This window comes from Sporosarcina koreensis, assembly GCF_000826145.2.
Taxonomy (GTDB): Bacteria; Bacillota; Bacilli; order Bacillales_A; family Planococcaceae; genus Sporosarcina; species Sporosarcina trichiuri.
Map to the genome: position 1 here is coordinate 1,578,634 of NZ_LN651337.1, position 23,452 is coordinate 1,602,085.

A 23,452-nucleotide genomic window follows, 5' to 3' on the forward strand; every position below is an offset into this window, starting at 1 on the left:
GAAAAGGTTGCATGCTTATATTACAGTTTCATTACAAGTGACGGAATTGTGTCTATTTTGATGAAGCCCGCTATATAATTGGTGGTTTTGATGATGGATTCCCTCTGCAAACGGGGGGTTGCGTAGCGGAATGGGCGGGTACTCCCGAGAAACGGGCGGGTTCGGCTGAACGGAACGCGTGGGCAGCAGGTTCGTTCTACCCGGGATACCGGTGCACGTCACAATTCGCGGAAGGACGCGAATGGTGTCGTGCACAGGTACCCTGGGGGCTTCTTCTGCGCAACGAGCGGTTCCCCTTCCCCCACGTCCCGACAGGAAATGGGGAGCGCAGCGGAGCCGACCATTCAACGGGTTTGGGGAGCGGGATGGCCGCGAGGATTGGGGAATTGCACGGCGCAGCGGCGGCCGCGGGCTTGGGATGGCGGAATGGAGCGGTTAGCTGTGGAATTGATCGGTTGGCCGGTGTAATGGAGCGGTTAGCTGTGGAATTGATCGGTTGGCCAGGCGAATGGAGCGGTTAGCCGTGGAATTGAGCCGTTAGCGGTGGGAATGGAGCGCTTGGCCAAGCGATTTGAGTGATTCCTCCGACAGGAAAAGCGGAGCGCAGCGGAGCCGACCATTCAACGGGTTTGGGGAGCGGGATGGCCGCGAGGATTGGGGAATTGCACGGCGCAGCGGCGGCCGCGGGCTTAGGATGGCGGAATGGAGCGGTCCTGAAACGGAATAGAGCGGTTGGCCGGTGTAATGGAGCGGTTAGCTGTGGAATTGAGCGGTTGGCCAGGCGAATGGAGCGGTTAGCCGTGGAATTGAGCGGTTAGCGGTGGGAATGGAGCGCTTGGCCAAGCGATTTGAGCGATTCCTCCGACAGGAAATGCGGAGCGCAGCGGAGCCGACCATTCAACGGGTTTGGGGAGCGGGATGGCCGCGAGGATTGGGGAATTGCACGGCGCAGCGGCGGCCGCGGGCTTGGGATGGCGGAATGGAGCGGTTAGCTGTGGAATTGATCGGTTGGCCGGTGTAATGGAGCGGTTAGCTGTGGAATTGATCGGTTGGCCAGGCGAATGGAGCGGTTAGCCGTGGAATTGAGCCGTTAGCGGTGGGAATGGAGCGCTTGGCCAAGCGATTTGAGTGATTCCTCCGACAGGAAAAGCGGAGCGCAGCGGAGCCGACCATTCAACGGGTTTGGGGAGCGGGATGGCCGCGAGGATTGGGGAATTGCACGGCGCAGCGGCGGCCGCGGGCTTAGGATGGCGGAATGGAGCGGTTAGCGGTGGGAATGGAGCGCTTGGCCAAGCGATTTGAGCGATTCCTCCGACAGGAAAAGCGGAGCGCAGCGGAGCCGACCATTCAACGGGTTTGGGGAGCGGGATGGCCGCGAGGATTGGGGAATTGCACGGCGCAGCGGCGGCCGCGGGCTTAGGATGGCGGAATGGAGCGGTTAGCTGTGGAATTGATCGGTTGGCCGGTGTAATGGAGCGGTTAGCTGTGGAATTGATCGGTTGGCCAGGCGAATGGAGCGCTTAGCGGCGGGAATGGAGCGCTTGTCCGGTGGAAGGGAGCGGTCCTGGCGGCGCAGCGGCATGCAAAAAACCGCGGCTCCCCTCGGGGAGCACGCGGTTTTCGAGGTTTCATTTGAATAGCGCTGGGTTTTCGGCGTTGGCCAGGAAGACGCTGTAGGTGGCGCGGGTCATCGTTTCCTGCGGTCTGAAGGTGCCGTCCGGGTAGCCTTTGGTGACGCCTGCCTGGGTCAGTGCCAATGCGGCGTCATAGCTGGCGACGTTCGGGGTCATGTCCTTGAACGGCGATTTCAGGCTGGTGTCGGCCTGCAGCTTGAACGCTTTCTGCAGGAGGAGCGCCATTTCACCGCGGGAGACGGCCTGGTTCGGCCGGAAGGTACCGTCCGGGAAGCCGCTCAGCAGTCCGGTCTCAAGCGCGGACTGGACGTAGCCGGAGGCGAAGCTGTTCGGGCTGACGTCGCGGAACTTCGTCTGCCGTTTTTCACCGTTGAGTCCCGCGGCCCGGCCCATGATCGCGACGGCTTCCGCGCGTGTGATCTTCTTGTCTGGACGGAACGTGTTGTCGTTGAAGCCGTAGATCATCTGTTTATCCGCCAGATAGGCGATCTGCGGGGCGTACCATTTCAGCCCGCTGACGTCCTTGTAGTTCGTGCCGTCGATCTTGAGGATGATGTCTTCCTGGATCTGGCGGCCGGCTTTCGTCATGATGGCGTACTTGCCGTGGTACGTGCCCGACAGCAGGTAGGTCTCCCACTTGCCCGGGGACTGCTCGGGTATTTCGCGGCCCTCGATCTTGAGCTGGCGCACGGTCGTCTTGTCGGCGTTCGACAGCTCGAAGATGACTTTGCCTTTCTGCGTGTACTGCGTCATCATCGGGATCTCCTCGACTTTCGCCGGGTAGCGGACGAGTCCGTAGCCGAACTGGCGGTCGCGCCCTTTGGTGCCGAGGTCCTCCGCGGCGTTCGCGAGGATCGAGCGCATACGGATGTTGGTCATGTCCGGGAACCGCTCTTTCAGCAGCGCGGCGATGCCCGAGACATGCGGTGCTGCCATGGATGTGCCGGACAGGTCATAGTAGCCGTCCTTCTTGCCGTCGTCATCGAGCGCCCGCGGATATGTACTGAAGATCTCCACGCCGGGTGCCGCAAGTTCGACTTCCGGTCCCATCGATGCTTCGAGGAACCGTTCTTTATTGTTGGCGACAGCCGTGACAGCGATGATCGTCGGGTATTTCGCCGGATATTGGACGGAGTCCTTGTTGTCGCCGAATTCCTCGTTGCCCGATGCTGCGATGAGGATCATGCCTTTCGAGTATGCTTTCTCCAGCATGAGCTTGAGCGCCAGGTCGTTGCGGTTCGTCGTGATGCTCATGTTGAGAATGTCGATCTTGTTGTTGATGGCCCATTCGACACCGGCGATGATGTCCGCCGTTGTGCCGGAGTCGTACTGGTTGATGGACTTGATGGCGTACAGGTCGATGCCGGGTGCGACACCGAGTGTGCCGTTGCTCGCTTTCTGGGCGGCGAGGATGCCGGCGACGTGGGTGCCGTGGCCGAGGTCATCGGCATACGGGATAGTCCCTGCCGCGCATTCGGCTTTCGGCAGTGCGCAGAAGCCGCCTTTGACGTTCAGTTTGCTGTGGGTCGTGTCGATGCCGCTGTCGAGGACGCCGACTTTGACGCCTTTGCCCGTGTAGGGAGCGATCACGTCCGGTGTGGTGTTGATGAGGCTGAAGCGTTTCGGGTAGGTGATCTGTGAAGGAGGGGCAGGTGCTTCGGTCGCTGCGGCCACTTCATAGGTATGGTTCGGATAAAGTTCGACGTTCGGATACTGTTGCCGGATGAGTGCGATATCCTCTTGCGTCAGGCTGATCTGCCCGAGCGGTGCCTGCCTGAATTGCTGTGTGAACGGTCCGATCTCCTGCGCGATGGCGTCCAGTTCATCTGCGGACCCTTTCAGCAGCCAGTCGGTCTGCTCTGCTGCATGCGCGTGGATTGGCACGAGCAGACCGAGCATGAGCACGACCGCCATTCCAAATTTTCTCACGTGATCACTCCTTTGATGGATTGGTATGTATATTATGACTCTATACCCCGTCCGAGTCCACCTTGGACATGGTTGGGGAGAAAAAGTTTGCGAGGGGTGCAGAGCGGTACATCCCTACTGCCCCCAGGGTGCCTGTGCACGACAGCCATTCGCGTTCTTCCGCGAATTGTGGCGTGCACAGACACCCGGATGGAGTGAGAGGCTTCCTTTCTCCTGCGAGCGGCACAAATGCAGTGGAAGATTACGTGCCAAAAGAGATGGAGCCGGGTTTGCGGGGCTATCCCTCTGTTCATCGGCTCTCCCGTTCATCGGGTGCCAGGCGGCCGCGCAATTCGCGGAAGGACGCGAATGGTCGCAACCGTCTGTCCCCCGCCGTATGTATAGAAAAATCCCACCCGCTCCGGAGAACGGGTGGGACGGGACATCAGTGGAGCTTGCCGCTTGGTGTAGCGTTGACTGTTTTGTACAGCGGCAGGACGTCTGTGCGCCCTTCGTAGTAATAGTAGTAATCGAGTGTTGCGAGGAACAGGCCTTTTGCGAGTTTCTGGCGTCCGGCTTCCGTTCCCATGAGGCCGATATCTTTTTTGTTCGTGATGAAGCCCATTTCTGCAAGCACGGCCGGAACTGTGTTCTGACGGAGGACAGCCAGGTTTCCGACCTTGATACCGCGGTCGGTCAGGCCCCACGCTTCCAGCATACGGTTCTGCGTATAGCGTGCGAGAGCTTTTGACTGGGCCACGTTCGGGTTCACTGCTGCGGAACGGCTGTAATAGAACGTCTCTGTTCCGTTTGCCGAACTGCCTGTGTGCGAGTTCGTGTGGATTGAGACGAAAATGCTGCCGTTCACTTTTTTCGCATATGCTGCGCGAGCATCAAGTGAAGGGTATGTGTCGCCCGATCGGGTCATCTTCGCTTGGATTGGTACATTCTTGTAGTAAGCTTCCATCTTTTTGGCGACGTTCAGCGTGATATTCTTCTCCAGGAATCCGTTGCCTGGTGCCCCGCTGTCTTTACCGCCGTGTCCGGCATCAATGACAACAACGATATCCTTCAGCGGCTTCTTGCCCGGCGGTGTCGGAATCGGATCCGGCTTCGTCACTGGCGGTGTTGGCGGAACGACTTCCGGATTGTCGGTCGGCTTGTCCAGCTGGAGGTAAGCCGAGTGGACGAACCCTTTGACGTTGTCGGACGTGATGTATGCCCAGTCACCGACGGAATATGCGTAGGAGACGATCTTGCCGCTCGGGATCGTTTTGATGGCGGCATAGTCGACGCCCGGTCCTTTGCGCATGTTGAGTTTCGTGCCGTCTTGTACATTGACGTAGACGTCCGTGTCGAATTTCTCGGAGTTCGCTGTCCGGAAGTCCGCGTTGATGGAACGCGCGAGGAACACGGCGAAGTCCGCACGTTTGATGGTCTGGGATTCACCGAAAGTGCCGTCTGCGACTCCCGCTGCGATCCCTTTGTTCATGAGGGAGCTTGCGGCTGCACTGACCGAACTTGACTTGTAATCGAAAGTGCGGCTGATGAGCATCGCCATTTCACCGCGGCTCAGTGTGTTTTTCGGCTTGAAGGAGCCGTCCGGATAGCCGGAGATGATGTTTTTGTCGACGAGCTGCTGTATGTAGCCGGATGCGAAGTTGTTCGAACCGACGTCCTTGAAGTTCGTCGACCGCATTTCACCGTTCAAGTTGAGTGTGCGGCCGAGCATCGCTGCCGCCTGATCACGTGTCACTTGCTGTTCCGGGACGAACCGTGTTGCGGACACACCTCCAGTGATGCCTCCATCGACCAGGTAGTAGATTTCCGCCTGGGCCCGGTGGGTCGTGCCGACGTCCGTGAATGTAGTGGCTGCCTGGGACTCTTGTCCGAATGGGACAAGCGCTGCGAGGGACAGGGTGAGGCATGCTGCAAGTTTCTTCAATGGTACAATCCTCCAAATTTTTGTCGTTACCGTAAAGGATACAACAATTCTTTGTATTTCTCTATGTTTCTATCGGCCCAAATTCGGGTAGTTTAATAGTTTCCGCCATTTTCGACTGGTCATTCGTACCCGTTCGACAAACGCTTGCTTGCTTAGACGTTATGCTCACGCGGTTTCGTGGAAAACGCCGGATTCTCATTTCGAGAAGAATCCGGCGTTTTTGTGATGTTTTTATTTCCCTGCTGGTTCTTCAGCTGGAACTTTGTATCCATTTTGCTGCGTTTCGAGCGATACGTCGATGATGCGTCCCTCGATTTTCGGGCTGATTTCCTTGCCGAGTGACTGGAGGTATTCGATCAGGTTCTGCGTGTCGGAGAAGCCAGGGTCGGAGACGCGGCCTTCTGCGGACGCTCTTTCGAAGACGTCATAGTCGTCCCCGCCGCGTGCTGTGAAGGAGTTCGTTGCGATGTAGACCGTCTTGTCGTCTTCCAGCGGCACGTACTTGTCGCCTTCCTTGACCAAGACGTCAATGACGCGCTTACCGGATTCCTTCGTGCTGTCATAGGTGAACTTCATGCCGCCGACATGCAGGAACCCGCCGTCCTCTTTCAGGCCTTTGCCTTCAGCGATCAATGCGCCGCGCACACTGCGCTCGAGCGCCTCTTTCACTTCCTTGCCGTTCGACTTGACGATGGCGAGCGGGTTGCCGAATGGCAGGACCTGCGCAATGCTGCCGACCGTGATGTCACCGGCTTCGATGCTCGTCCGGATTCCGCCGCCGTTCTGCATGGCGACCACTGTTGCTTCCTCCATGCCCGGAAGTGTCTTCGCTTTCGACAGCATCGCATCCGCGATCAGGTTGCCGAGGTTCGTCTCGTTGTGACGGACACTCGATGTGCCTTCTGCGTTCGAATCACGCGCACCGCTCAGGTCGACATCCGTTGTGACACCGATGGATTCCTTCTTCAGCTCTTCCTTCCCTGCTTTGAAGGGTGCGAGGACTGCGGCCGCTTGCGGATCGGCTGTCATTGTCTTCGGATCGATCTTGATGAGTTCGCCGTGGTTCCAGTAGATTTCGCCTTTCGGGTTGAACTTCACGTCGAGCTTGCCGACGTAGTCCCCGTACTGGCCTGCCTGGACGATCAGCGTCTTGTCACCTGACTCATGGGTGATGGTGATCGGTTCTTTCAGTGCCGTGTGCGTATGGCCCCCGACGATGACGTCGATGCCGGGCACCATTTTCGCGAGTGTCTGGTCGCTGCCTGACGGTGCTGCTTCATCCACACCGACGTGGGTGATCGCGATGATTTTGTCGACCCCTTGCGCTTCCAGTGCTGCGACTGTCTCTTTCGCGCGTGTGATGTAGCTGAGGACGTCGACGTCCGCCGGGCTTGAGATGTTGACCGTGTCTTCCGTCGTCAGGCCGAACATGCCGACTTTCTGACCATCCATCATGACAATGTTGCCGTCATAGATTTCCCCGCCACCTGCATTTTCCGCGATGCCGCCTTTGTAGAGGCTCTTCAGTTTCGCATCATCCTTGAAGTCGAGGTTTGCGCCGAGTACCGGGAATTGCGCACCGAGGATGTAGTTGCGGAGTGCCGCGTGGCCGTCCGGCGTGCCGCCTTCGTCGAATTCATGGTTGCCGAAAGTGACGGCGTCGAAGCCGAGGTAGTTCATTATGACGACGTCCGCCTGGCCTTTGTATTTATTCCAATAAAGATCACCTGAGAAGACGTCCCCGCCGTGGAGAAGCAGGCTGTTCTTATGCGTTGCGCGCAGATCCTGGACGACATTCGCGATGTACGGGAAGTTGTCGAGGTACGCGTGGTGGTCGTTCATGTGCATGACTAACAGGTCGAGGTAGCCGAATTTCGCGTTGCCGTTGTTGAGGAGCATCGCGAGTTCGCCTCGCGTGACGGGCATGGATGTGCCGAACATCTTGTCCGTCTTGCCGTTTGCGATCTTTTCGTCGACGAGGGCCTGGACGTATGGGGCGAAGCGTTTGTTGACATCTGTGAATTTGGTTGACGTCTTGTCCATGTCGACTTGGAGTTTCGCTGCTCTGACGATCATGGCAGCGGCTTCCCCGCGTGTCAGCTGTTCGTTCGCGCCGAATTTTGTTGCGCTCTTCCCGCTGACAATGCCTTGGTCCTTCAGTGCGTCGACGGCCCATTTCGCGGATTTCGGCACATCGGTGAACCCGGAGTCCGTGGATACACCGCCCGGTTCGAGACCCATGAGTTTCGCGAGGAAGACGGCGGCGTCCGCGCGTTTGACGTCGGATGCCGTGCCGAACTTGTCAGCGCTTACACCTTGGGTGATATTGTTCGCCCAGAGGAAGTTGACGGCGTCCGCATAGCGGTCGGAGACGTCTGTGAATTTCGATGTGTCTGCAGAAGCGCTCGGTACCGCGATTGCGGACGCGACAGCTGCAGCTGTAACGGCAGTGGCCAGGAATTTCGTGTGTTTGTTCATTCGGTTGTGCCCCCTAGTTTAGTAGTTTGGACATGCAGACCTATCATATCAGTTTATGAGAGTTCCGGCTAGCTGTTTTCGAAGTTATTTGATAAGTCTTTACGGAGTTTACATGTACTTAAAAAAGCCCTCCGCGGATGTGCGGAAGGCTTGGATTAAAATTGGAACGGTTCGCGTTTTGCAGCTAGGCTCCCGATGACGAAGGCGGCGAGCGAGAGGACGACCGGGATCGTGACGGCGTGGACGCCGAGCAGGTCGCCGTTCGCCTGGTTGTACAGGTAGATGGCGATGTATGATGCCATACCGGTCACCATGGACGCGAGAGCGCCGGTTTTATTGCCATACTTCCAATAGAGTCCGAGGACGATCGGCCAGATGAAGGCGGCTTCGAGCCCGCCGAACGCGAACAGGTTGAGGAAGATGAGCAGGTCGGGCGGCTGCAGGGCGAGCAGGAAGACGATGACGCCGAGCACGCCGGTGATGCCGAAACTGAGCGTTTTGACCTGTTTCTCGGTCGCCTGCGGTCTGACGTAGCTCAAGTAGACGTCCTTGACGATCGCTGAGCTGACGAGCAGCAGCAGCGAGTCGACGGTCGACATGATGGCGGCCATCGGGGCGGCGAGGACGATGCCTGCGAGCCACGGCGGCAGGACGTCGAGCGCGATGAGCGGGATGACTTTGTCGCCGACGTCGATGCCGGGCAGGACCGGGCGCGCGAAGATGCCGATCAGGTGCATGTTGAGCATGATGAAGCCAGTGACGATCGTGCCGATGGCGAGCGCGCGGTGCATGGCGCGGGAGCTCTTGTAGCTCATCGTGCGGACGACCATCTGCGGCAGGCCGACGACGCCGACGCCGACGAGGATCCAGAAGCTCGAGACGTAGGCCGGCGTGAGGCTCCGGTCGGCCCCGAATGGCGTGACGAGGTTCGGGTTTTCATTGACCAGATCCTGCATGATCGCCGGGATGCCGCCGCCTGCGATGATGACGCCGATCAGCAGGACGAGCGTGCCGACGACCATGATGGCGCCCTGGACGGCGTCGGTGAGCGCGACGGCGCGGAACCCGCCGATCGTCACGTAGATGAGGACGCTGACGGCGAAGATGAACAGCGCCGACGTGTAACTGAGGCCGGTGAGCGATTCGATGAGCCGACCGCCGCCGACCCACTGCGCGGTCATCGCGGAGAACAGGAAGACGATGATGGCGATGGCGGACAGGATCGCGACCGCCGGGCTGTTGTAGCGCGCTTTCAGGAAGTCGATCATCGTGACGGCGTCATAGCGCCGGCTGAGGATCGCGAACTTCTTGCCGAGCACGAGCAGGACGAAGTACCCGGTGACGACCTGCGTCATTGCGAGCAGCGCCCAGCCGAAGCCGACGGTGTACGCCGTGCCGGGCCCGCCGAGGAAGCTCGACGCGCTGCCGTACGTCGCGACCATCGTCATTGCGAGGACGAAGCCGCCGAGTTCACGGCCGCCGAGGAAGTACTCCTGCAGGAAGCCGCCGCCGCTGCCCATTTGTTTGGAGGCGATGAACCCGATGGCGAAGATGGCGATCAGGAAGATGATGAGCGGGATGAGTACGCCGATGTTCATGAGTTCGGTCCTTTCTTGGTGGGGGTGTCGTTCCCGCTGTGCAGGGCATCGGGTTGGTACCTCGGGTCATCGTCGAGCGGCATGTCGGTGAGGACGAATTTTGCGAGCACGACGGTGATGATGGACATCAGGACGAAGCCGGCGACGCAGCTCCAGAAGAACCAGGCCGGGAGCCCGAGGATGTAGGTATACTCGTCGACTGGCCGGCTGCCGAGCCCGTAGGCGAAGCCGTACCACCAGACGAAGTTGAACACGGCGAGCGCGGCGCCGATCCACGCTTCCTTGTGCGCGGTTTTAAAGCGCGGGTCTTGTTTCGGGCGGGTGGTGTTGTGCTGCTGGGACATGGTGCATGACCTCCTTTTTGTGGAAGTGGTGCTGTTTTGTTGAGTATAGCTTATTTTGGGTTGTGGGGGTAGGGGTGGGGCGCGGAATTGATCGGTTGGGCTGGAGTATGGAGCGGTCAGCGGGGTGAATGGAGCGGTTCGGCGGCGGAAATGATCGCTTAGCCGGGCGAATGGAGCGGTTCGGCAGTGGAATGGATCACTTCGCCCGCCGAATGGAGCGGTCGACACCTCGCCCCACCGCCTCTCCAACAGAAAAGGCGCAGCGAATGCGGCGCCCACAAACTTATATGATTTAATTCAGAGAGGCTCATAGCGGCTTCCCCGTCCGATTCCCTGATGACGGAGCATCGATTGGGCCAGCATTCGTTTTGCCGTGTGACGATTGGGTATTCCGGCAAATTTACTGAAGGCTTTATTGGTCAGCTTCCCCGGCATGAGCATGAACCACTCATCGATAGCTGCAAGATGACTGGACGATTCCCGCTTGCCACACGAGCGGCATTGCCAGCGCCTGTTCATCCACATCATAACGCAAGGTTGTTTACAGTCCGAACAGAAAACGCCATTCTTCAAGTTATCTGGTGCAATTTTATAATAGGACAGCAAAGGAAACGGATTGAACTCTCGATGCGCACCGATCAGTGCATTGGCAAGCTTCTGGATTTCGGCCCCTGTTAGTAAATAGTTCTCTACAATTTGTGCACGGAAATAAGTCGGTGCGTCGTAAGAACTCATGATCGGCAGTGACGGCTCGCCCTCAATGATCATTTGGTTGTTGTACGCAAACACAACGATGCCGGTTACGGGGATTTGGAAATTGCGCTGGTGCAGCCATTTCTCCAAAAATTGTTTCTTGCGTTCGATCTCCGCAATGGGACTGCGGATGATTTTTGTACTTCCCTGCTTGTCCACTTGCAGGAACTGTGTAGGTTTGGCGGTAACTTTGATTTGATCAGCTCTGTTTTTAATTTCTGATATGGTGATGGATTCAGGGGAGATGTAAAGGGAGTCGATTTGGAAATGGATGCCGTCGTGGTGCAGGTAGAGGTCATGAAGGATAGCATGGGGGTGGGCGGTCCTTACCTCTTTCATATAGCGATCGTACTCGAGTTCACCATAATAGCCTGCTTGGGTGTTGTACAATTCTTCAGCGATATAGGGGTATTTTTCATGCTGTCTTGGCAGCCGTCTCTCTAATGCGCGAAGCCCGCTGAGCAGCAAAGACGCAGAACGATATTTGTAAATCAATTCATCACCTCTTAATTTTTCTATTAGTGTAGCCTATCTGCCTGACAAAAGATATGGAAAGTGGCAAATCCGAATTATCACGAAAAATGTCCAATTCATTGGACGGGAAATGTGGCGCTGGATTTGAGCGGTTAGCTGGAGGAATGGAGCGGTTCGGCGACGGGATTGATCGGTCAGCAAGGGCAATGGAGCGGTTCGGCGGCGGAAATGATCGCTTAGCCGGGCGAATGGAGCGGTTCGGCAGTGGAATGGATCACTTCGACCGCGGAATGGAGCGGTTCGGCACTCTTGCCCCCCCTTCCCCAACAGAAAAGGCGCAGCGCCAGCGGAGCCCGACAAGCTAGTCTTGGTTTGGTCTTTGCGCATGGGAGTGCTGGATTGGTCGCGGCCATTTCGGCGTGTAGGCACAGGGTTGTTGCCGCGGGAATGGAGCGGTTGGCAGGCGGAATTGATCGCTTCGGCGCTGGAATTGAGCGGTTAGCCGGGCGAATGGAGCGGTTTGCGCGCGGAATGGAGCGCTTCGGCAGAAGAAAGGAGCGCTTAGCCGCTCGAATTGAGCGGTTCGGCACTCCTTCTGGTTATTTCGTGCAATACTGATAGATCGCGGCGGTGGCGAGGCAGTCGCCGATTGCGTTGTGGGCGTCGTGTTCGAGTTCCAGGTATTGGGTGAGGGTGGTGAGTTTGTGATTGGGCGTGTCTTTGATTTTCTGGCGTGCGATTTTGACAGTGTCGATGACGGTGTAGGCGGGCAGGGTGATGCCGGCTTTGCCGTCGAGTGCGTACAGGAAGCCCATGTCGAACGAGGCGTTGTGCGCGATGATGGGCAGGTCGCCGATGAAATCGACGAGGTCAGCGAGTTTGTCTTCGATGAGCGGTGCGTCTGCGACCATTTCGTTCGAGATGCCGGTGAGCCGGGTGATGGTCGGCGAGATGTGGCGCTGCGGATTGATGAGCACGTCCATCTCTTCATCTTTCCAATGGTTGAAGTAGCGGATGGCACCGATCTGGATGATTTTATCTGCACCGGCACGGAGTCCGGTCGTTTCGAAGTCGAGCACGACGTAGTCGGAGACGGTCTTCGTGCTTTTCTTGTATTTGGCCGAGGTCGTTTTGCGGGAGCGGTTCGGCTGCTCGGCTTTCTGCTGCAGCAGCCGGATCGCTTTTTCGTGGATGTCCATAGGGCATCGCTCCTTCTGAAATGTGTACTGTTTTCAGTATACCCGCGATGCCGGGTCTCACGCTTGTTTCGAGATTATAAGATTTTTTTATTGAAATGAAGAACGGCTGTCACCAGCAGCACGGCAACCAAGCCGACTGATACGAGCAGCGGACCGGTGAAGTCACCGGGCGCGGCCTCCCCTGTCAGCAGGCTGGCCGAATCACTGATGAGCACGATGGGGCTCCAGTCAGCGCTGTCGGGGACCAGCCTCGTCAGGAACAGGACGATGACCGCAACGGCCGCTGTCAGCAGGCCGCCATACCCTGTCGCGAACAGCGTGCTGCCCCATAGCGTGACGGTGAACAGGAGCAGGCCGAACAGCCAGATGCAGCCGATGGCGAGGGCCAGGTGCCGGATGATGGATTGATCCCAGTAATAGGCGGTGTACGCCCAGGTAATGCCGGCCGACAGCAGCAGGCCGAACGTCCAGTACGCCGCGCCGGTGACCCATTTTGCGGTGAGGACGGTGCTGCGGCGCAGTCCTTTCGTCAGCAGGATGGTGAGGGTGCCGCGCTCGAGTTCCTTCGACATCATCGTCGAAAACAGCAGAATGAACAGGACGAGCCCCATCTGCGGCACGTTTTTGTAGAACTGCATCCATGAGTCGAGCGCCGTCGGATCGGGCAGATCGAGCGCCGCCCCTTCCGGCAGCAGGTTTTCCATGACGGCGGGCATGATCTTCGCTGTGAACGGGTTCAGCACGCCGAGGATCGAGAAAATGACCGCAACGAGCAGCAGCTTGTATGATTTCACGCTTTCTGTCCATTCTTTTTTCAGAAATCCGAACCAGGGCGTCATTTGAGCACCTCCATAACGACATCTTCGAGTGCTTTCTTGTGCGGGTGCATCGTGTTGGTTGCGATACCGCGGTCTGCGAGCGCTTTTGTGAATGAAATCCGGGCAGCTGCGTCCGGCAGGCGGACGATGAGTGCACCGTGTTCGATCTTCATTTCCGCCGGGAAGTCTGTGAGCTGTGCATGGATCTCTTCTATAGAAGGGCCGTCGAATGTGAAGGCGAATTCGTGCTTCGTCTCGCGGTCGAGCCGGGCGAGTTCATCGTCGAAGATGATTTTGCCGCCGTGCAGCATGGCGATGCGGTCGCAGATCTGCTCGGCGTCGGACAGGATGTGCGTCGAGAAGAACACGGTCGTGTCCTGTTTCGCCGCCTGCAGGATCGACAGGATCTGGGCGCGGCCGGCCGGGTCGAGGGCGGACGTCGGTTCGTCGCAGATGAGCAGCTTCGGCCGGTTGAGCAGCGCCTGGGCGATGCCGAGCCGTTGTTTCATCCCCCGGGAGTAGGTTCGGATCGGGCTGTTCGTGTCGAGGCCGACGAGTTCCAGCAGCTCGGTGATGCGGGTGTTCCGTTCCTGTTTTGGCATCTCGGTGATGACGGCGCACAGTTCAAGGTACTCGCGGGCGCTGTAGTACGGGTAGAATTCCGGGACGTCAGGCAGGTAGCCGACGTGGGCGTTCGATGCGGTCTGGCCGAATGTGACGGGTGTGCCGGCGATCGTGATTGTGCCGGATGTCAGCGGGGTGAGGCCGAGCATGCCGTGCATGAGCGTCGTCTTGCCGGCGCCGTTCGCACCGACGAAGCCGCAGATCGTATGCTCGGGAATTACGAGATCGATGTTGTCCAGGACGGTTCTATCGCCGAATTTTTTCGTGACGTTCTTGATCTCAACGAGCATCTTGGTCTCCCCTTCCGATCGTGAAATAGACGAGCGGGCCGAGGAACTGGATGAAGACGACGATGAGCAGCCACATCACCATATTGCCGAACCGGTAGTGCGGGTGGCGGATGACGTGGACGGCCGAGAAGATCGCGAGTCCGACTTGCAGGATGACGAGCGGGATGAGGAATGGCAAGTACTCGATGAGCAGGTCGATATCGGTGTTCATTGGATTCCCTCCAGTCCGAAACGGAGTTCGGTGAGTAAGTCTTTCATTTCTTCGTCGTCCCGGTACGGCGCGAAGAAGGGGGCGTCGAAGATTTCGAACAGCGACTGTTTGACGAGCCGGTCGCTGCGCAGGGCATTCGTGCCGAGGTCGAGTTCCTCGAGCCAGCTGTCGAGCCGGTTGAAGTACGTGTCGCCGTGCAGATCGATCGGGAACAGATACTTCGTGCAGACGCGGACAAATTTTGATAGATACGCATACATCTGCGGGCGGTCGCCGTGGATGGCCGCAAGCTGCGCGGTGCCTGCGTAGAACTGCAGGCAGACGTTCGGATGCAGTTTCTCCAGGTCGTACAGGCCGATGAGTCCTTCGGTGCGGCGGAGCGTTTCCGCGGAGACCGTGGGATCATCCGCGGACAGCCTCAAATAGAGCGGCGCCGCACCGACGAGCTGCAGGAGATTCTGATACATCATCACCTGAAGTGCTCGCATCGCTTCGTCCGTCTGCCCGAGCTGTTCGTAGGCGGTCGCAAGCAGCGCTTCATCACCGATGCTCGGCCGGATGACGCCGTCGAGCAGGCGGAGTGTCGTTTCCGGGTCACCCTGCATGGAGGCGACCGTCGCCTGCAGCGAGTTCGCCTGGCGCAGCACCCAGACGTCTTCGGACAGCGTGCGGATGCGGTCGAGCCAAGTGTTGATGGTCGTCAAGACGGCAGGACCGTTTTCCGTGAGGATGAAGTGATTGAGCATGAGGACGCTCATCTGCAGCAGCAGGCCGGCGTCGCGATAGCCGTGCCGTACTTCTTCGAGGACATCCTGGTACACGTCGGCGAATGGCTCGTGTGCGAATCGTTTGGAATAGCCGATGTACAGCGTCTGGATCGCCTGTTTGGACAGTGTCTGTTCATAGCCGAGCAGCTCGTCGACGGTCAAGTTGAAGTAGGCGGCGATCTTCGGCAGCAGCGTGATGTCGGGATAGCTCAGCCCTTTTTCCCATTTGGAGACCGACGCTTTGGAAACCTGGCAGTGCGCGGCGAGGGTTTCCTGGGTGATGCCGTGTTTTTGCCGTTCGCGGTGAATGATTGTGCTGATGTGGAGCATGGTGGGTCCTCCTTTTTCTCGTTATCTCCAGTATAAGTTACTTGTTGGCTGATTCAATGACGTTTTGGTTGACTTGCGCGGAGGAGAATCAACCATTGGATGATTTTATTAACTTAATGTGCAGATGAAATGGGCGGGTTGCGTCGGTGAATGGAGCGGTTCGGCAGTGGAATGGAGCGGTTTACCGGGCGAATGGATCGGTTCGGCAGTGGAATTGATCGCTTCGCTCGGGGAATTGATCGCTTGGCCAGTGGAATGGAGCGGTCGCTCAACCCGGCTGTCCACTGCGCTTCCCCTCCCTGACAGAAAAGGCGGAGCGTCAGCGGAGCCCGACAAGCTAGTGTTGGTCTTTGCGCATGGGAGGGCTTGAATGGTCGCGGCCATTTCGATGTGTGGGACGGGATTGCAGCCGCGGGAATGGAGCGGTTTACCGGGCGAATGGAGCGGTTCGGCGACGGGATTGATCGCTCAGCTGGGGGAATGGAGCGGTCCGGCATTAGAATTGATCGGTTCGCCGAGTGAATGGAGCGCTTAGGTCGCGAAATGGAGCGGTCGGCAGGTTGCCATGCAAAAAGGGTGCCCGCGGGCACCCTTTTTCCAGCATTATTTATCCAGCAATACATAGCTGCCGGCGGATTCGATTTCGAATTCGGCCTGGCCTTTTTTCACTTTGTACTTGGATGTTTTGTTCGTGTCCAGGTTGAGGACGGAGCCTTTTTTCCATTTCTTATCCGCGCTGTCATCCACCGCGATGGCGACTTGGATGTCTTCGCCGAATTTCTTGATGGCTGTTTTCGCAGCGGCTGTGCCCTGGTTGATGCCGATTGTGTAGATATCACTCTTCGCACCTTTCACTTGTGCGGAAGATGATTTGCCAAATGTTACGACAGCTTTGCCGTTCGTGTTCTTGCGGAGCACTTCGACTGCATCCTTTTCGAATGTGAACGCTGCGTCCGCTGTTTTGAAGACGAGATATTTCTTGGATTTCTCGATCGCTTTCAGCACGCTGTCATCGAGTTCGACGTCGAATGTGCCGTCAGCTGCCGGTACGTCCAAAATGATCTCCTTCGCTTTCTTGTCGTTCAGGAAGCTTGCGATCGTGTCTTCTGTCACGACCATCGCTTTCGCTGCCGGCTTTTCGACGTGGACGTTCACAGTTGTCGTGAAGTCGCCGAGTGTGACGCTGATTTCAGCATCTCCAGCACCGATGGCAGTGATCTTGCCTTTGAAAACTTTGGCGACGGATGGGTTGTTCGACTGGTATGCCGCGTCATCCGTTACGCTTTTCGTTGTGGACGTGCCGTCTGCTTTCGTTGTCGTTTCGATCAGCTGGACAGACGCCGTGTCCCCTTCTTTCAGGGACACGCTGTCTTTATCCAACGCATACGTCACGACTGGTGCCGGCTCGCCTTTGACAGTCAAGTACACGAGTGTCGTTTCCCCGTTCGGGTAGTCGACTTTCACTTGTGTCTTGCCCGGCTGGTGCGCGCTGATCAGGCCTTTGTGGACTGTTGCAATCTTGTTGTTGACGACGCTGAATTTCGCGTCGTTTGTTGCGTCACGCTCGATGATCTGGCCGTCCGGCTTGACCGTCTTCTGTGTGACTTTGATTTGTTTCTGCTGGTTCACCTGCATTTTGACTTCTGTTTTGTCGACCGAGTAGGTCACGATGTCCTGCTTCGGTGCCACGACTTCGAGATAGACGAAGATCGTGTCCTGTTCAGGGATCATGACGCGGACTTGTGTCTTGCCTGCTTTGTGCGCTGTGACGAGTCCTTTGTGGACAGTCGCGATCTTATTGTTGACGACGTTGAAGCTTGTGTTCGGCGTGAAGTCCTGTTCGACGACTGTGCCGTCCGGCTTCACGGTTGTCTTTGTGACGGTGATCTGCTCCTGCTGGCCGACGCCGAGCTTGAGCGTGTTTTTATCCACCGAATACGTCACGACATCCTGTTCCGCTGCGTTGACTTCGAGGTAGACGAACCGTGTGTCCTGCCCCGGGATCATGACGCGGACTTGTGTTTTGCCTGCTTTGTGCCCTGTGACGAGACCTTTCGATACGGTTGCGATCGAATTATCGACGACGTTGAATTTCACGTTCGGCGTGATGTCCTTCTTGACTGTCGTACCGTCCGCTTTCACTGTCGTTTCCGTTACGAGGAGCTGTTCCTGCTGGCCGACGCCGATGGACAGGTTCTTTTTGTTGAGTGCATACGTGACTTCGTCCTGTGCCGGAGCGTCTGCTGTCACGGTGACAGGGATCGTCTGCGTGAAGTCACCGTATGTGATGGTGATGTCCGCTTTGCCGGCTGCGACTGCTGTCACTTTGCCGTTCGCCACTGTTGCGACTGCTGCATCGCTTGACGCGAAATCAGCTTCCGCAGTGACGTCACGGTCTGTCGATGTGCCGTCCGGCTTCGTTGTTGTTTCTGTGACGAGGATCTGCGCTGTGTCGCCTGCTTTCAGATCAATTGCGGTTTTATCGACAGAAACGGAGATTGTATCCGGCTGTGCTTCCGCTTTGTAGATTTCCTGTGATGCTTTGTTGCCTGCTGCGTCCGTGTACTTGACTGTAACGTTCGATTTGTACTTGTCGAAGTTCGGCACATCGAACGCGAAGTTACCGTCCTGATCGAGTTTCACTGCGCCGGAGTTGACCGCCTTGCCGTCAGTTGTCACTTCATACGAAGCAGACAGTTTCGTGTTGAGGTCATAGCCCATGCCGTATTTGACGAGTTCTCGCTGGTAATCGACGTACTTGTCGATGACCTTACCTGCTGCTTTGCCGTTTTCGACCGATCCTTCGATCGTGCCGGCAGATGATTTCACGACGACCGGCCCGACGTCAGCTGTGATCGTTTTCGGATTTCCGGAAACCGGCTCACCTGTGAAGTCGATTGTGTAAAGGCCATCCGGGATGTCCTGCTGGCCTGTTCCGCCCCATGGCGTGTATTCGCCTTTGATCGGCAGCTGGTAGGAGCCGGCTGCAAGTGATGCGCCCGCATGCAGATAGCCGATGTAGCCGTCGTTGTACTCGCCGCCTGTCGGATCCATGATATTCCACAGTTCGACCGTGTTGAAGTTCACATCGCCGGTGATTGTGAAGTAAAGCATCGCTTCGTCTTTCACGCCATCACCGTTGAAGGACAGATCGGTTTCCGTGATTTCCATATCTGTGACCGCTGCCGCGGCTGCGCCGCCGAAGTCCGCTGCGAATGGCAGGGACAGATCCTTGCCGTTCCCTTTGATGTGGATGTAGCCGAGGATTTCATCGCCGGCTTTTGACTCCGCTTTTGAAGCGGTCAGCGTGACGTTGAGCATTTGCTCACCGTTCAGGGTGAAGGCTGTCTTGTCGACAGTTACATTTGCATCGCCGAATTTCTTCGTGATATCGACGGTAACGGTGTAGTCGCCGCCTTTGCCTTTCAGATCTTTGACTTTGATCTGCTTCGTGACGGAGATATCTTTGTCGAGTTTCTGAGGGCCGAATGTGACTGTCCCTTTCAGGTTCTCGACATCCGAACCATCGTTGTTCGCTGTGTCGATGCCGTACGCAAGGACGTCAGCGTGTGCTGCTTTGTACGCTTCCACACGGCCTGCGCCTTGTGTGAAGACATCATATTTCTTTGTATCGAGCAGTGTTGCCGTGTTGGAAAGTGCGACTTTCACATCGAATGCGTTCCACTCAGGGTTTGCCTGTTTCACGAGCGCTGCGATACCCGCAACGTGAGGAGTGGCCATCGATGTACCGGTTTTGCGTGAATACGACTCGCTGTAGTCCGCATCCGGGAAGTCTTTGCCGTATTGCGGGATGGTGGACATGATGTTCGTTCCAGGTGCAGTGACGTCCGGCTTGATGTCGAAGTTCGGGACGGATGGACCGCGTGAGCTTGAGTCGTTGACGTCGTCGCCTGTCGTTTTCGTGCTTGTGAACTGATCGAATGTGATCGTTCCTTCCGCTGCTGCGAGTGCTGCGCGGATCGCTTCGCCGTCTGTGACGGACATGTCGAATGTCGGAAGGAATTCGAACGCATCCCCTAGGAATGTTTGGGATTTGCCAGGTGCGTTCGTGCCGCCTGCGAAGTTGTGGACGATGACGCCGACAGCACCGTTTTTCTTCGCTGCTTCGATTTTATCCACAAATGCGATTTCGCCGCGGGACACGAGTGCGATTTTACCTTTGACGTCTAGTCCGGCATAGTCGGCTTCTTTACCGACGCCCGGGACTGCGACAAGTTTGTAGCTGCCCGAAAGCTGCTGTTTCACGTCCTTGCCGAATGTCGTCGCCATGAGATCGTTCACTTTGCTGTACGTGAAGTCGCCGGCTGTGATGTTGATGCTGGCCTGGTAATGTGTTTCCGGGTTTGTCGTGTTGCCGACACCGATGCCGAGACGTGACGTTGCCGGAGTTCCCATCGTACCGCGGTTCGGACCGGAGTTTCCTGTTGCGATGACGGAAATCGTGCCTGCGAGCATCGCGTTGTTGATGGCGAAGGAGGCCCCATCGACTTCATTGTTCGCCCCGCCGCCGAGCGACAGGTTGATGACATCCATGTTTTCGATGACCGCAGTGTCGATCGCTTTGATGATTCCGGCGGTCGATCCGCTGCCGTATGCGCCGAGGACGCGGTACGAATAGAGGTCGACTTTCGGTGCGATCCCTTTGATGCCGTATGGATTGTTGCCTTGTGCGGCAATCGTTCCGGCTACGTGCGTGCCATGCGATGTGTAGAATGCGCTGCCTTTGTCGTTGAATTCAGGCTTGTTCGATGGACGGTCGAGCGGAGACGTTTCCGATCCGTCGTCATCTGCGCGGGGCCGTGCATAGTCGCCTTCTGTGTGAGGGACGAAGTTCTTGCCGCCTTTGTAGACTGCTTTCAAATCCGGGTGTTCTGCATCGATTCCTGTGTCAAGGACAGCGACTTTGATGCCTTGTCCTTCAATCCCTTCTGCCCACAGTTTATCGATTCCGAGGAATGGAATGCTGGTGTCCATTTGTGCATCGACGGATGGCTCGACTTTTTCGAGGCCTTCGAGTGCATACATAGTAGTGTCAGGCTCGACGTATTTGACTTCGTCGATGTCCAGGAGTTTCTCGAGGTCATTGGCCTGTACAGTGCCGGAGAGACCGTTGAGGACTGTATCGTATGAGAATTGCTGATCGAATTTGACGTTTTTGACCGCCATCTTCTTTTTTGCGCTGACTTGCTGGTCTTGGATCTTTTTCTTTTTCGTGTTCTTCTGCGCCTGTGTCATCTTCTTGCCGTTCAGTTTCTGGATCCCCTGCTCGAGGCCCACCGACTTTTCGGACAGATGAATGATGACAGGCACTTTCTGGGTTCCTGAAAGCCCTTCCAGATCCTTATGGAGACGGGCATCTCCCTCCAGCAGGCTTGTCTGCTGAGCAATCGCCGCTTTCTGCTGCAGAATGCTTTCATCTTGCGGGTTCGGCTTGAACGGCTGTTTGAGGAGCGCTGCATCGGCAGTGCCTGCAAACGGCAGGACAAGCGAGAGTACCAGGACCAGTGTCAGGAACGTACTGAGAAATCTGGTGAATTTCTTGTTGGTCAAATTCCTACCCCCTATATTGAATTAGTTGTCAGACTTAACGAAATTAAGTGACAGAACGAAGATATCATAGAACGGTAGATTTGAGAACGGCAGTTTCCTCCGAATTTCGGAATAAACGTCACTTTTCAGAAAAATCGTCCAATCGGCATTGCCGGGGATCATTTGGAGTAGTCTATTGGTTGTATGGAAGATGATAGATCTTATGAAGATGGTAGGTGTTCCATATTGTAGGTATATAGGTGGGGGCAACCATCCGCTGATTGGGGGGGAGGACGATGCTTGCTTGAGCGTAGGACACTGATGCTTGAGCGTTTGGGGCTGGGGCTTGAGCGGTTCTCGCTTTGCTTGAGCAGTTCTGAGCTGGGCTTGAGCGGTGCTCGCTTTGCTTGAGCGCTCGGCCATTCCCCCCAAAAAACCCCACAAAAAAACGCTTCGTTGGCGGAAGCGTGGGGATCAGACGGCGGCTTCAGGCTGATTGACCCGGCAGCAATATTGGTAGATCGCTGCGGTGGCGAGGCAGTCGGTGTGGCCGCTCATGGAATTCAGTTTGTCGGTCAGCAGGGTCTTCAGCTGCACCATCTGTTTGCGGTCTGTCAGCTGGGCCGCCACTTTCCGGGCAAGGCGTGTCGTATCGACGACTGTGTATTTCGGCAGATCCAGAGGGGTGAAGTCTGCCAGTGACTCGAGGAACCCCATCTCGAATGAACTGTCATGGATGACGATCGGCAGTTCCCCGATGAAAGCCACGAGATCTGCAATGATCTCTTCTATGACTGGTGCCGTCCGGATGTCCGCGGCGGATATCCCAGTACGCTGGGTCACCTCGAGCGGGATGTGCCGCTGCGGATTCACAAGTGTCGAAAAGCGGTCCGTCTCCTCATGGTCCTGGTAGCGGATGGCGAGGACTTCAAGGATCTTATCAGCTCCTGCCCGCATGCCTGTCGTCTCGAAGTCGAGGACGACGTAGTCATCGTGGCAGTCATCCGTCGTTATGTAGTTACTGCTGCGTGTCTGTTTGCGCAGCCGGTTGTTCTTCTGTTTCGGCTGCTGGTTGAGCAGCAGCTGGACTTGTTTCCGTTCCCTTTCCATCGTTCCACTTCCTTACCCGTTGTACATTCTGCTCATTCTATACCCCGTTTTCCGGATGCTAGTCATAAAACTTGCAAACTGGATATAACAAAAGACAGGGCTGCCACAGCCCTGCCTTTTGTCACTTTCCGGTATATTCTTTTTTGAGCAGCAGGACGCTGAAGTAGTTTTTCCAGCCGAACGCTTTCCATTCCGCTTTTGACGGGAAGTCCGCCGGCATCGGGAAGAAGACGCGCGGAGCGCTTCCCTGGTCACGGATCGCTTTGTCATAGACGACCACGTCGCCCGCTGTGACCCCTTCCGTGACAACGGTGCGGTCCAGATAATCGAACGGCGCATTCACTTGCGTGGCAGCAGCGTAGCCGTTTTCATCGAGACGCCAGACGTAGGCGCCTTCCGTTCCGGTGCCCATCATCCATTTGGACGGGACCGCGGCTGCGTTCTGGGCGGCGTTCGTCGTGATGACGGTATTCACATGCGTGCCGAATGGTGCGGGAATCTGCTCGCCGCCTGCATTCAGCTGCACTTTGTAGTAGGCGAGCGGGTTCGTGACGGGTTTATCCGCCAGTTTCTTGTAAGCGTCGAGGAACTCGTCCTTCTGCGCCGGCACCTGGTCGACCGCATCGACGGAGCCGTTCAGCGGCGCATCGGTCCCTTTCGCGCTCATGACAGCCACGTCGCCGGGCTCGATGCGGCTCCATTCTTCGTCTTCCGCGAATGTCTCGATCACCTGCTCATTGCTGTAGATGACGATGGTCGGGCGGTCGTTTTCACTGTTGATGCGCGCGATCACACCGTCCGCAGGGCTGATGAGCGATGGATTGCCCGGGTTCTGGTCGAGCTGTGACTCGACGACTTTCAGCCGGCGGTCGATATCAGCAAGCTCACGTTCCGCTTCTGCGACAGCCTGCGCGTACGACCCTTTCTGGCTGACGTCGACGTTGACATTGACGTTCAACTCCACTTTTGTGTCTTCATCGGCTTGGGCCCGGTCGGATTTCGATGAATTCGAACTGTCGGACTGATCGCCGGACTCCAAGTCGGAAATCGTCGAGCGGATGGCGCTCTGCTGCGCGAGCAGTGCTTCCTTCTCGGATTCCCACACTGCCCGCTGGCCGTCCGCCTGCTCGGTCTGCAGGCTCGCAAGTTCGTCGCCTGCGCTGACCGTATCGCCAGGAGAGACGAGCCATGTATCGATCGTGTTACTGTCATCCGTGTAAACAGTGAATGTCTCAGCAGGCGCGATCAATCCTTCTTTCGGCAGTTCTTCTTTGTATTCGTTCGCTGTCATCGTTTCGTAGTCGCTGACGTAGACTGTTTTCGGGATGATGCTTTTATCCGAATAGAGCAGGTACAGGTTCAGTGCGACGAACACACTGACGACGACCGCGATGGCTGCATTCTGTAATTTGTTCATCG

General features: G+C 56.9%; 15 protein-coding genes. All 15 read right to left on the bottom strand.

Annotation, left to right across the window (positions count from 1 at the left end; translation table 11 throughout):
- Positions 1 to 1,628: 1,628 nt before the first annotated feature.
- The 15 genes from BN1190_RS13445 to BN1190_RS13525 all read right to left on the bottom strand — a co-directional run bounded on the left by BN1190_RS13445 (position 1,629) and on the right by BN1190_RS13525 (position 23,450).
- Positions 1,629 to 3,563, bottom strand: coding sequence for a S8 family peptidase (locus BN1190_RS13445; protein ID WP_144036116.1), 1,935 nt, complete (start codon positions 3,561 to 3,563; stop codon positions 1,629 to 1,631).
- 424 nt (positions 3,564 to 3,987) lie between these two features.
- Positions 3,988 to 5,487 (bottom strand): N-acetylmuramoyl-L-alanine amidase, encoded by a 1,500-nt coding sequence (locus BN1190_RS13450; RefSeq protein WP_040287514.1) that lies wholly within the window; start codon positions 5,485 to 5,487, stop codon positions 3,988 to 3,990.
- Between the two features lie 231 nt (positions 5,488 to 5,718).
- Positions 5,719 to 7,965, bottom strand: coding sequence for a 5'-nucleotidase C-terminal domain-containing protein (locus BN1190_RS13455; RefSeq protein WP_052461889.1), 2,247 nt, complete (start codon positions 7,963 to 7,965; stop codon positions 5,719 to 5,721).
- A gap of 155 nt (positions 7,966 to 8,120) precedes the next feature.
- Positions 8,121 to 9,563 carry a sodium/pantothenate symporter gene (gene panF / locus BN1190_RS13460; RefSeq protein ID WP_040287515.1) on the bottom strand — a complete coding sequence of 481 codons (1,443 nt, stop codon included), beginning with the start codon at positions 9,561 to 9,563 and terminating at the stop codon, positions 8,121 to 8,123.
- Positions 9,560 to 9,907 carry a YhdT family protein gene (locus tag BN1190_RS13465; protein ID WP_052461890.1) on the bottom strand — a complete coding sequence of 116 codons (348 nt, stop codon included), beginning with the start codon at positions 9,905 to 9,907 and terminating at the stop codon, positions 9,560 to 9,562. The genes panF and BN1190_RS13465 overlap by 4 nt, the downstream gene beginning before the upstream one ends.
- Before the next feature lie 297 nt (positions 9,908 to 10,204).
- Entirely contained in the window at positions 10,205 to 11,155 is a 951-nt protein-coding gene (locus tag BN1190_RS13470; protein ID WP_040287516.1) for a nuclease-related domain-containing protein, read from the bottom strand.
- A 578-nt stretch (positions 11,156 to 11,733) separates the two neighbouring features.
- Positions 11,734 to 12,333, bottom strand: a complete 600-nt coding sequence (locus BN1190_RS13480; protein ID WP_040287518.1) for a 3'-5' exonuclease — start codon at positions 12,331 to 12,333, stop codon at positions 11,734 to 11,736.
- A 74-nt stretch (positions 12,334 to 12,407) separates the two neighbouring features.
- A complete protein-coding gene (locus BN1190_RS13485) occupies positions 12,408 to 13,172 on the bottom strand; it encodes an ABC transporter permease (RefSeq protein WP_040287519.1) in 765 nt (254 codons plus the stop codon).
- Positions 13,169 to 14,065, bottom strand: a complete 897-nt coding sequence (locus BN1190_RS13490) for an ABC transporter ATP-binding protein (RefSeq protein ID WP_040287520.1) — start codon at positions 14,063 to 14,065, stop codon at positions 13,169 to 13,171. Before BN1190_RS13490 ends, BN1190_RS13485 begins: the two co-directional genes overlap by 4 nt.
- The gene (locus tag BN1190_RS13495; protein WP_040287521.1) at positions 14,055 to 14,276 is read right to left on the bottom strand and encodes a PLDc N-terminal domain-containing protein; all 222 of its coding nucleotides are present in this window, start codon (positions 14,274 to 14,276) and stop codon (positions 14,055 to 14,057) included. Before BN1190_RS13495 ends, BN1190_RS13490 begins: the two co-directional genes overlap by 11 nt.
- Positions 14,273 to 15,373 carry a helix-turn-helix domain-containing protein gene (locus BN1190_RS13500; protein WP_040287522.1) on the bottom strand — a complete coding sequence of 367 codons (1,101 nt, stop codon included), beginning with the start codon at positions 15,371 to 15,373 and terminating at the stop codon, positions 14,273 to 14,275. The genes BN1190_RS13495 and BN1190_RS13500 overlap by 4 nt, the downstream gene beginning before the upstream one ends.
- 108 nt (positions 15,374 to 15,481) lie before the next feature.
- Positions 15,482 to 15,658, bottom strand: a complete 177-nt coding sequence (locus tag BN1190_RS15105) for a hypothetical protein (protein ID WP_179860797.1) — start codon at positions 15,656 to 15,658, stop codon at positions 15,482 to 15,484.
- A gap of 318 nt (positions 15,659 to 15,976) precedes the next feature.
- Positions 15,977 to 20,944, bottom strand: coding sequence for a S8 family serine peptidase (locus BN1190_RS13510; RefSeq protein ID WP_098060139.1), 4,968 nt, complete (start codon positions 20,942 to 20,944; stop codon positions 15,977 to 15,979).
- 453 nt (positions 20,945 to 21,397) lie between these two features.
- A complete protein-coding gene (locus BN1190_RS13520) occupies positions 21,398 to 22,033 on the bottom strand; it encodes an exonuclease domain-containing protein (protein WP_052461891.1) in 636 nt (211 codons plus the stop codon).
- Positions 22,034 to 22,154: 121 nt separating this feature from the next.
- Positions 22,155 to 23,450: an efflux RND transporter periplasmic adaptor subunit gene (locus BN1190_RS13525; RefSeq protein ID WP_040287525.1), complete on the bottom strand. Its 1,296-nt coding sequence runs from the start codon at positions 23,448 to 23,450 to the stop codon at positions 22,155 to 22,157.
- Between the last annotated feature and the right edge of the window lie 2 nt (positions 23,451 to 23,452).